This is a genomic window from Streptococcus sp. HMSC072D03, from assembly GCF_001812855.1.
In the GTDB taxonomy this organism is placed as follows: domain Bacteria; phylum Bacillota; class Bacilli; order Lactobacillales; family Streptococcaceae; genus Streptococcus; species Streptococcus salivarius_D.
The window spans coordinates 50,869-58,553 of record NZ_KV810634.1; the positions used below are offsets into that span (position 1 = coordinate 50,869).

Here is a 7,685-nt window from a genome sequence, read left to right on the forward strand (position 1 = left end):
CCTGAATTCAAGATGTGATAAGAAAAAGCCAGAGACCATTATCTCTGACTTTGTGTCTTAAATAGCGTCTTTATCCTTACCAAGAGCACGTTGAATAGCTTTGACTAATTCAACCAATACCACAATCAAGAAGGAACCTACAATAACCGCAAGCCATTGTGTCAGACTAAGGTGTGACACATGGAAAAGGTTATTAAATCCAGGAACTACGATAGTTGCCATCAAAAGAACGAAGGCTACTGGAATTGCCCAGTTGAAAGTCTTATTTCTAAAGAGACCAACTTTAAAGACTGATTGATAAACTGATTTAACGTTAAAGGCATGGAGCAACTGGATTAATCCAAGTGTGGCAAAGGCCATTGTAAGGGCATCCGCATGAATTTCTGCTTGCGTATGGTGCTCTGGGAAGGCAAGGCCCCAACCATATACTGCAAGAACAAGGATAGTTTGGAAGACACCTTGATACATAATCGCTCCGAAGACACCACCATCAAAGAAGTTTGATTGGCGACCACGAGGTTTGTGAGTCATAATACCTGGTTCAGCTGGCTCAACCCCAAGTGCGATGGCTGGAAGGGTATCAGTGACTAAGTTGATCCAGAGAAGGTGTACCGGTTGAAGCACATCCCAACCAAACAGTGTGGCAAAGAAGATAATGAAGACTTCTGCCATGTTGGCTGACAAGAGGTATTGGATTGATTTTTGAATATTTGAGAAGACCTTACGTCCTTCTTCTACGGCAACGATAATTGTCGCAAAGTTATCATCGGCAAGAACCATATCTGAAGCTCCCTTAGAAACCTCTGTACCTGTGATTCCCATACCGATACCAATATCAGCCGTCTTAAGTGAAGGCGCATCATTAACCCCATCACCTGTCATGGCAACAACCTTGCCATCATTTTGCCAAGCCTTAACGATACGAACCTTGTGTTCAGGAGACACACGCGCATAGACAGAGTACTGTTTGAAGACTTTTTGGAATTCTTCATCAGAAAGCTCATTAAGCTCAGCACCAGTAAAGACATGATCTTCCGTATCATTTGGATCGATGATACCAAGACGCTTAGCGATTGCTTCTGCTGTATCTTGGTGGTCACCTGTAATCATGATTGGACGGATCCCCGCTTCTTTAGCGACACGGACAGCCTCTGCTGCTTCTGGACGTTCTGGGTCAATCATACCTACCAAACCTGAGAAAATCAAATCAGACTCAACAACTGCAGATTCCAAGGTAGGAATATCATTCGTTGTCTTATAAGCCATCATCAAGACACGAAGGGCTTGTTTTGCCAAGTCCTTATTAGTCGCAAGGATAGCTTGTTTGTCTTTATCCGTGATAGGACGGACCTCACCATTGATTTCAATACGAGTCAAACGTTTTAGCAATTGGTCAGGCGCACCTTTAACGGCTACAAAGTATGTACCATCCGCTTCTTTGTGGATAGTAGACATGAGCTTACGGTCAGAGTCAAATGGCAATTCTGCCACACGAGGCTCCGATTTCAAGACGTCACGCACATCAAAATTGTGGTCCAAGCCAAATTGAACAAGGGCTGTTTCCGTTGGGTCCCCGATTAGTTTACCATCTGGGTCAACCTTAGTATCATTGGCAAAGTTCATAATACGAAGGGTCGTATTATCAGCACCAAGTTCTGTAGCAGCGCTTTGCAATTGACCGTTTGTATAGACTTTTTCAACAGTCATTTGATTCATGGTTAAGGTACCAGTCTTATCTGATGCGATAATTTCTGTTGAACCAAGGGTTTCAACAGCTGGCAATTTACGAACAATCGAATTACGTTTAGCAAGGGTCGTTGTCCCAAGTGACAAAAGGATGGTTACAATAGCAGGCAAACCTTCAGGAATGGCTGCAACTGCAAGAGCAACGGCAACCATCAAGCCTTCAAGGGGCTGTTCGCCACGAATGAAGACACTAACCAAGAATGTTACCAAAGCAATAGCGACAATCAGATAAGTCAAAGTCTTAGACAATTGCTCCAAGCTTTGTTTCAATGGCGTTTGTGATTCGTCCGCATTAGCCAGCATATCGGCAATCTTACCGACCTCAGTATACATACCAGTATTGGTTACAACCCCAGTACCACGACCATAAGTAACGTTAGAGTTTTGGTAACCCATATTCACACGGTCACCGATACCCGCCTCTGCGTCAACTGTCTCGGTAACGTCCTTTTCAACTGGAACGGATTCACCTGTAAGGGCTGCTTCTTCAATCTTAAGTGAGGCAGCTTCGAGCAAACGCATATCCGCAGGAACAACATCACCAGCTTCAAGCAAGACGATATCTCCAGGAACCAATTCGCGTGAATCAATTTCAACGACATGGCCATCACGGCGCACACGAGCCATAGGACTAGACATGTTTTTGAGGGCTTCAATAGCCGCTTCTGCTTGTCCTTCTTGATACACACCGAAGGCGGCATTCAAAACAACAACGGCTAAAATAATGCAGGCATCCGTCAAACCATGCATACCTTCTGTAATAACAGAAAGGGCGGCAGCGACAAGCAAGATGATAATCATCAAATCTTTAAACTGATCGATGAATTTTGACAAGAGGCTGCGTTTTTCACCTTCATCCAACTCGTTATAGCCATAGGCATCTAAACGTTCCTTGGCTTGTGCAGTAGACAAACCATCAACAGAAGTGTCCAAGTTTTTTAGGACTTCTTCCTCTCCTTGTGTGTAAAACAAGGCTTTATTTTGTTCTTTAGACAAAATAATCTCCTCCTTCTATATAGGGAAAAATGGCTAACAAGACTCTTTTTATATAAAAAATCATACAAAAAGAGACTTGTTTAATAAAAAACAAGTCTCGCTGTTTAAGAATATGCCGGAAATGTAAAATTTCGTAATGACGACATAATCGCAACTGTTAATCAAATCTCATGATTACAGTCACCTGCTACTCCCTTATTTGTACTAAACATTTTATCATAAATTATTCTTTATTCAAGCAAAATGATTCTATTTTTTCAAAAATTAAAACCAAGAAACTTCTAATTCATAATCAGCAAAAACATCTTCTGTTTCTGGATGTTTCAATTGATAATGAATATCAACTGTCTGTCCATTCGGGTCATGGGCAAATAAACTAGTGTCTGTCAGAAAATGCTGGGTACCAAGCGGTGTCGGAATGTGGACCAAGGCAGGTACTTTAGCAGAAAAACGCATAATGGATTTAGGATTAGAAAAGCGTGTCATCACTAGCTCATCCTGATTCAACTTAATAACCACTTTTTCTTTCTCCGAATTATGGTGAACAAGATAAGTATAATCCCCTTTTTCCATAACCTCACAAGTGTGGATTTCTTCGATAATTTCCGTTTGATCGCCTACTTTAATTTTGTTTTTAATTTTAATTTCCATTGATACTCCTTTTCTTTCTATACTTATTTTTCCAACTCTAATGCGATACTGACAGCTATCTCGAAGAAAGTCATAGCATCTGTCTTTCTCTCTTCATGTCTAGCATCCCACTCATGATTGTGATGATCAACATAATCAGCCGTGTAGAAAAACTGATAAACCTTGGCTTGTCGATATTGGGCCCAGGCCATGATAGCCGAAGCTTCCATATCTACAACTTTCGCTCCTGCTGCAAGTCTTCGTTTAACTTTAGCAGCAGTTTCACGATAGAAGGCATCTGTCGTCCAAGTTTTAGTCCTAATGTGCTCAATACCTGATTTGTTCAAAGCGCTCTCCATGGTTAAGAGCAAAGTTTCGTCATAAGCTATCTCATCACTTGCTGGAGCGTAATGGTAACTTGTACCTTCATCACGTATAGCTGAACTTGGTATAATAATTTTATCTGCTTGAATAGACTGATCTAGAACTCCGCAAGAGCCCAAAACGATAAAGTTGTTAAAGCCTCTCGCTTTGAGTTCTTCTAAGAAACCCACAACCATTGGAGCTCCAATAGTAGCCATAGCAACTGCAAGTTTAAATCCATCTACTTCATAGATATACCATGGAAATTGCCATTTAGGTTGGTGAGATAACCACCTTCATAGACTCCGTCTATCTGCTTTACTCGTTCAAGAATTTCTCCATTAAAAGACAGAATAATAGTATCACAGATTTCTCCACCACTAAAAGGCTTCGATTAGTTGGCTCTATCACAGCAGGTACATTTTCAAATTCTTCTAATAACATGTAATCATTCTTTCTGCTTCAAGTAAACCACCTGAGTTTGTTTGACAAAGCCAATCTTTTCATACAAGTGTTTGGCACCTACATTGCTATCTTCCACTGCAATTTGGAAGAACTTGTCATTTTGCGCAATGAGTTGGTTGACGACTGATTTTGCTAAATAGCTTCCATAGCCTTGGCCACGATAGGCTTCTGCTACGGCAAGTCCATAAAGGTAGTTGTTATTCCCAGATAAATCGACCGTACAAACTCCAATGACCTGAGCTTCTTTGAGAAGGATGTAAAGTAGGCCATCGGAATCCTTCAAGGCCTCTGTAATGTATCTGCGACTTGCTTCAAGTGTTTCCTCTGCATCAGAAAAGGCTTGCTGGTGGAGTTGGGCAATTTCATCTAGGTAAGAAGGTTCAGCTAAGAGCACCTTGACATCTGAACGGGAATCCAGAGCATATGGTGTTCTATCTCGCCCTAGCCAGGTTTCCGTCTCTTCATCCTCAACCAAACCCCAATGACTTGCCAAATCAGGATGATGATCGAGAAAAAAACGCTCCGTCTGAAAGGTCACTGAGCGAATAGGGTAAGATGCCATTTCTTTTTCAAAGCTTCTATACATCGCACGCGCAATACCATGACGACGATAACTAGGGTCCACTAGGATGCTCACTTCAACGTCTTCGTTATCCGCATAAACCGTTAACAACCCAAGCAACTTTCCTTCTTGATAATAGAGGAAAAAGGCTGGCATGATGGGGTCAAAATTAAGCATATTGGAGAGATAGGGTTCTCGAAAGGTTTGATCATGGGCTTGGCAGCTAGCAATCAATGCTTTTGCTACCTTCCGTTCTTGCTCCGTCAATTGGTTGGTTACTCGAATCACTTTATCTCTCCTTTATTTGTCTGACCTTATTTTACCAATTAAAAAGCATTTTGGCAATTCTTACCTAATCTACTTCTTTAAAGTAGGCAATATGTTTTTTCTCATGACAAACTATGACAAATCATTTAAATTTTAGTAGAATAGAAGAGAAATTAACTAAACGAAACAGGTAATTATTATGTCTATTAAACTTATTGCTGTTGATATTGATGGAACGCTTTTAAATAGCCAACGTCAAGTTACACCTGAAGTCTTTCAAGCGATTCAAGATGCTAAAGCTGCCGGTGTAAAGGTTGTCATCGCGACTGGTCGTCCCATTCCTGGAGTACTTCCACTTCTTGAAGAACTCAACCTCAACCAAGACGGAGATTATGTTATCACCTTCAATGGTGGTCTTGTCCAAGAAACTTCTACTGGTAATGAATTAATTCGTGAGACACTCTCATACGAAGACTACCTTGATATTGAGGTTTTGGCTAACAAGCTTGGTGTTCATTCTCACGCCATTACTAAAGATGGTATCTACACAAGTAATCGCAACATTGGACGCTATACAGTTCATGAGTCTACACTTGTTCATATGCCGATTTACTATCGTACACCTGAGGAGGTAGCTGACAAGGAATTCGTTAAAGCCATGTATATTGATGAACCTGACATTCTTGATGTAGCCATTGCCAAACTTCCACAGGAATTTTATGACCGCTTTACCATTGTAAAATCAACACCATTTTACCTAGAAATTCTTAAGAAAACAGCCAACAAAGGGATTGCTGTAACCCATCTTGCTGAAAAACTCGGTCTTTCGAAAGAAGAAACTATGGCTATCGGTGATGAAGAAAATGACCGTGCTATGCTTGAAGTCGTTGGCTCTCCTGTTGTTATGGAAAATGGTAATCCAGAATTGAAGAAAATTGCGAAACACATCACAAAATCAAATGATGAATCTGGTGTTGCTTACGCTATTAGAAAGTGGGTATTGTAATGTATAGTTATAAAATTGGAATTTCTGCTGAAGAACATGATCACTTTGTAAAAAACAGTGACCAAGTTAATCTTTTACAGAGCAGTAATTGGGCTAAAATTAAGGACAATTGGAATAATGAGCGAATCGGATTTTATAAAGATGGCAGACTAGTAGCAACTGCATCTATTCTAATACGTACGCTTCCTCTAGGTCTGACTATGCTCTACATTCCGCGTGGTCCAATAATGAACTACTCTAATATAGAATTAGTGACTTTTGTTATTGATTCTCTTAAAAAAATTGCAAAAACAAAACGTGCACTTTTTATTAAATTTGACCCATCCCTTATTCTCAAATCTTACCTCATTGGTGAGAATGTTGAAGAAAATATTAATACACTAAAAACAATAGAAATCTTACAAAAATGTGGTGCCGAATGGACAGGTCGGACCCAAAACATTTCCCAGAGTATTCAACCACGCTATCAGGCTAATGTTTATACAAAGGAGAATATTATTAATACTTTTCCTAAACACACAAAGCGTTTAATAAAAGATTCTGATAAACGTGGTGTTCAAACTTATCGAGGAACAATTGATGATCTCAAAGCATTCTCTAATGTTATTGCACTTACCGAATCTCGTAAAGGGGTTTCCCTCCGAAATGAGGAATATTTCAGAAAGTTAATGAAAATATATGGTAATGATGCTTATCTTCATCTAGCAAAAGTTAATCTACCCAAGCGTTTGGAGCAGTACAAAGCTCAGTTAATTGAAATTCAAGATAACCTTTCTGAAACTTCAGATAATCAAAAGAAACGTTTGAAAAAATTGAAACAGCAAGAGACATCTATAAAAAAATATATCACTGAGCTCGAAGATTATGTAAAAGATTATGATAAGGAACTAGTTATTGCAGGTATTTTATCAATAAAATTTGGTAATACAATGGAAATGCTCTATGCTGGGATGAATGAAGATTTTAAGAAGTTCTATCCACAGTATAAGCTATATCCTAGAGTTTTTGAAGATGCATATAATGACAACATTATATGGGCCAATATGGGAGGAGTTGAGGGTAGTCTTGATGACGGTCTAACAAAATTTAAGTCTAACTTTGCCCCTCATATTGAGGAATTTATCGGTGAATTTAATATTCCTGTAAATAAAGTATTATATAGAGTTTCAAATTTTGTATACGAACTTCGCAAAAAACTCCGAAACAAACATTAAAAACATTGGCAAAATTATTTCATCATTTTGCCAAAGAGCCATTTTCTGTCTAACTTTTTTAAGGGTAGATCATCTTGCGGGTGGTTTGCTCTTCAACTGAATGTCTCTGCTACAGTTACTCTCTTACATCCTTTACACTGGGAACAGCGTTCCTTAAGACGTAGTAGTGTTGGAGTCCCAACTTGTTCGAGAAGAGTTTAGGAAGGGCTTTGAAAGTCATATTTTCTCATCTTTCCTTGGTAATGATAATAAAGTGGTGCAAGGCAATTAAGTTTTGCACGAATCTCGATGTGAGTATCAGTTTCAAAAACAAGAGAAATAATGATGTTAGGTTCTTTAAATTCCGATTAATTCTGTAGTATTCTTAATAAGTCTCATAAGTTCCTCCTAATGATGGTTTGGTCGCTTTTCATTATAGTTCTTATGGGACTTTTTG

General features: G+C 39.3%; 5 protein-coding genes and 2 pseudogenes. 2 read left to right on the plus strand and 5 right to left on the minus strand.

Translation table 11 applies throughout. From position 1 onward, the window contains the following. Positions 1 to 57: 57 nt before the first annotated feature. The 4 genes and pseudogenes from HMPREF2877_RS02605 to HMPREF2877_RS02620 form a co-directional block, all read right to left on the minus strand. On the minus strand, positions 58 to 2,742 hold the full coding sequence (locus tag HMPREF2877_RS02605) for a cation-translocating P-type ATPase (RefSeq protein WP_070578551.1): 2,685 nt from the start codon (positions 2,740 to 2,742) through the stop codon (positions 58 to 60). Between the two features lie 264 nt (positions 2,743 to 3,006). Further along, positions 3,007 to 3,393, minus strand: a complete 387-nt coding sequence (locus HMPREF2877_RS02610) for a YwiB family protein (protein WP_002884910.1) — start codon at positions 3,391 to 3,393, stop codon at positions 3,007 to 3,009. A 23-nt stretch (positions 3,394 to 3,416) separates the two neighbouring features. Continuing rightward, positions 3,417 to 4,179, minus strand: a pseudogene (locus HMPREF2877_RS02615) (nucleoside phosphorylase). Between the two features lie 4 nt (positions 4,180 to 4,183). Then, a complete protein-coding gene (locus tag HMPREF2877_RS02620; protein WP_070578553.1) occupies positions 4,184 to 5,050 on the minus strand; it encodes a GNAT family N-acetyltransferase in 867 nt (288 codons plus the stop codon). Between the two features lie 178 nt (positions 5,051 to 5,228). On the opposite strand from HMPREF2877_RS02620, the gene yidA reads away from it, so the two are divergent. Both yidA and HMPREF2877_RS02630 read left to right on the plus strand, forming a co-directional pair. Beyond that, a complete protein-coding gene (gene yidA / locus HMPREF2877_RS02625; protein ID WP_070578556.1) occupies positions 5,229 to 6,035 on the plus strand; it encodes a sugar-phosphatase in 807 nt (268 codons plus the stop codon). Further along, a complete protein-coding gene (locus tag HMPREF2877_RS02630; RefSeq protein ID WP_014633201.1) occupies positions 6,035 to 7,249 on the plus strand; it encodes an aminoacyltransferase in 1,215 nt (404 codons plus the stop codon). Before yidA ends, HMPREF2877_RS02630 begins: the two co-directional genes overlap by 1 nt. A 101-nt stretch (positions 7,250 to 7,350) precedes the next feature. On the opposite strand, the pseudogene HMPREF2877_RS10555 reads toward HMPREF2877_RS02630, so the two are convergent. Continuing rightward, positions 7,351 to 7,627, minus strand: a pseudogene (locus HMPREF2877_RS10555) (ISL3 family transposase); the annotation flags it as partial. Positions 7,628 to 7,685: the final 58 nt, after the last annotated feature.

What these genes read in the sequence shown, in the direction of transcription:
- HMPREF2877_RS02610 (WP_002884910.1), bottom strand. Translation starts at nt 3,393, where the DNA reads ATGGAAATTAAAATTAAAAACAAAATTAAAGTAGGCGATCAAACGGAA.
- yidA (WP_070578556.1), top strand. Translation starts at nt 5,229, where the DNA reads ATGTCTATTAAACTTATTGCTGTTGATATTGATGGAACGCTTTTAAAT.
- HMPREF2877_RS02630 (WP_014633201.1), top strand. Translation starts at nt 6,035, where the DNA reads ATGTATAGTTATAAAATTGGAATTTCTGCTGAAGAACATGATCACTTT.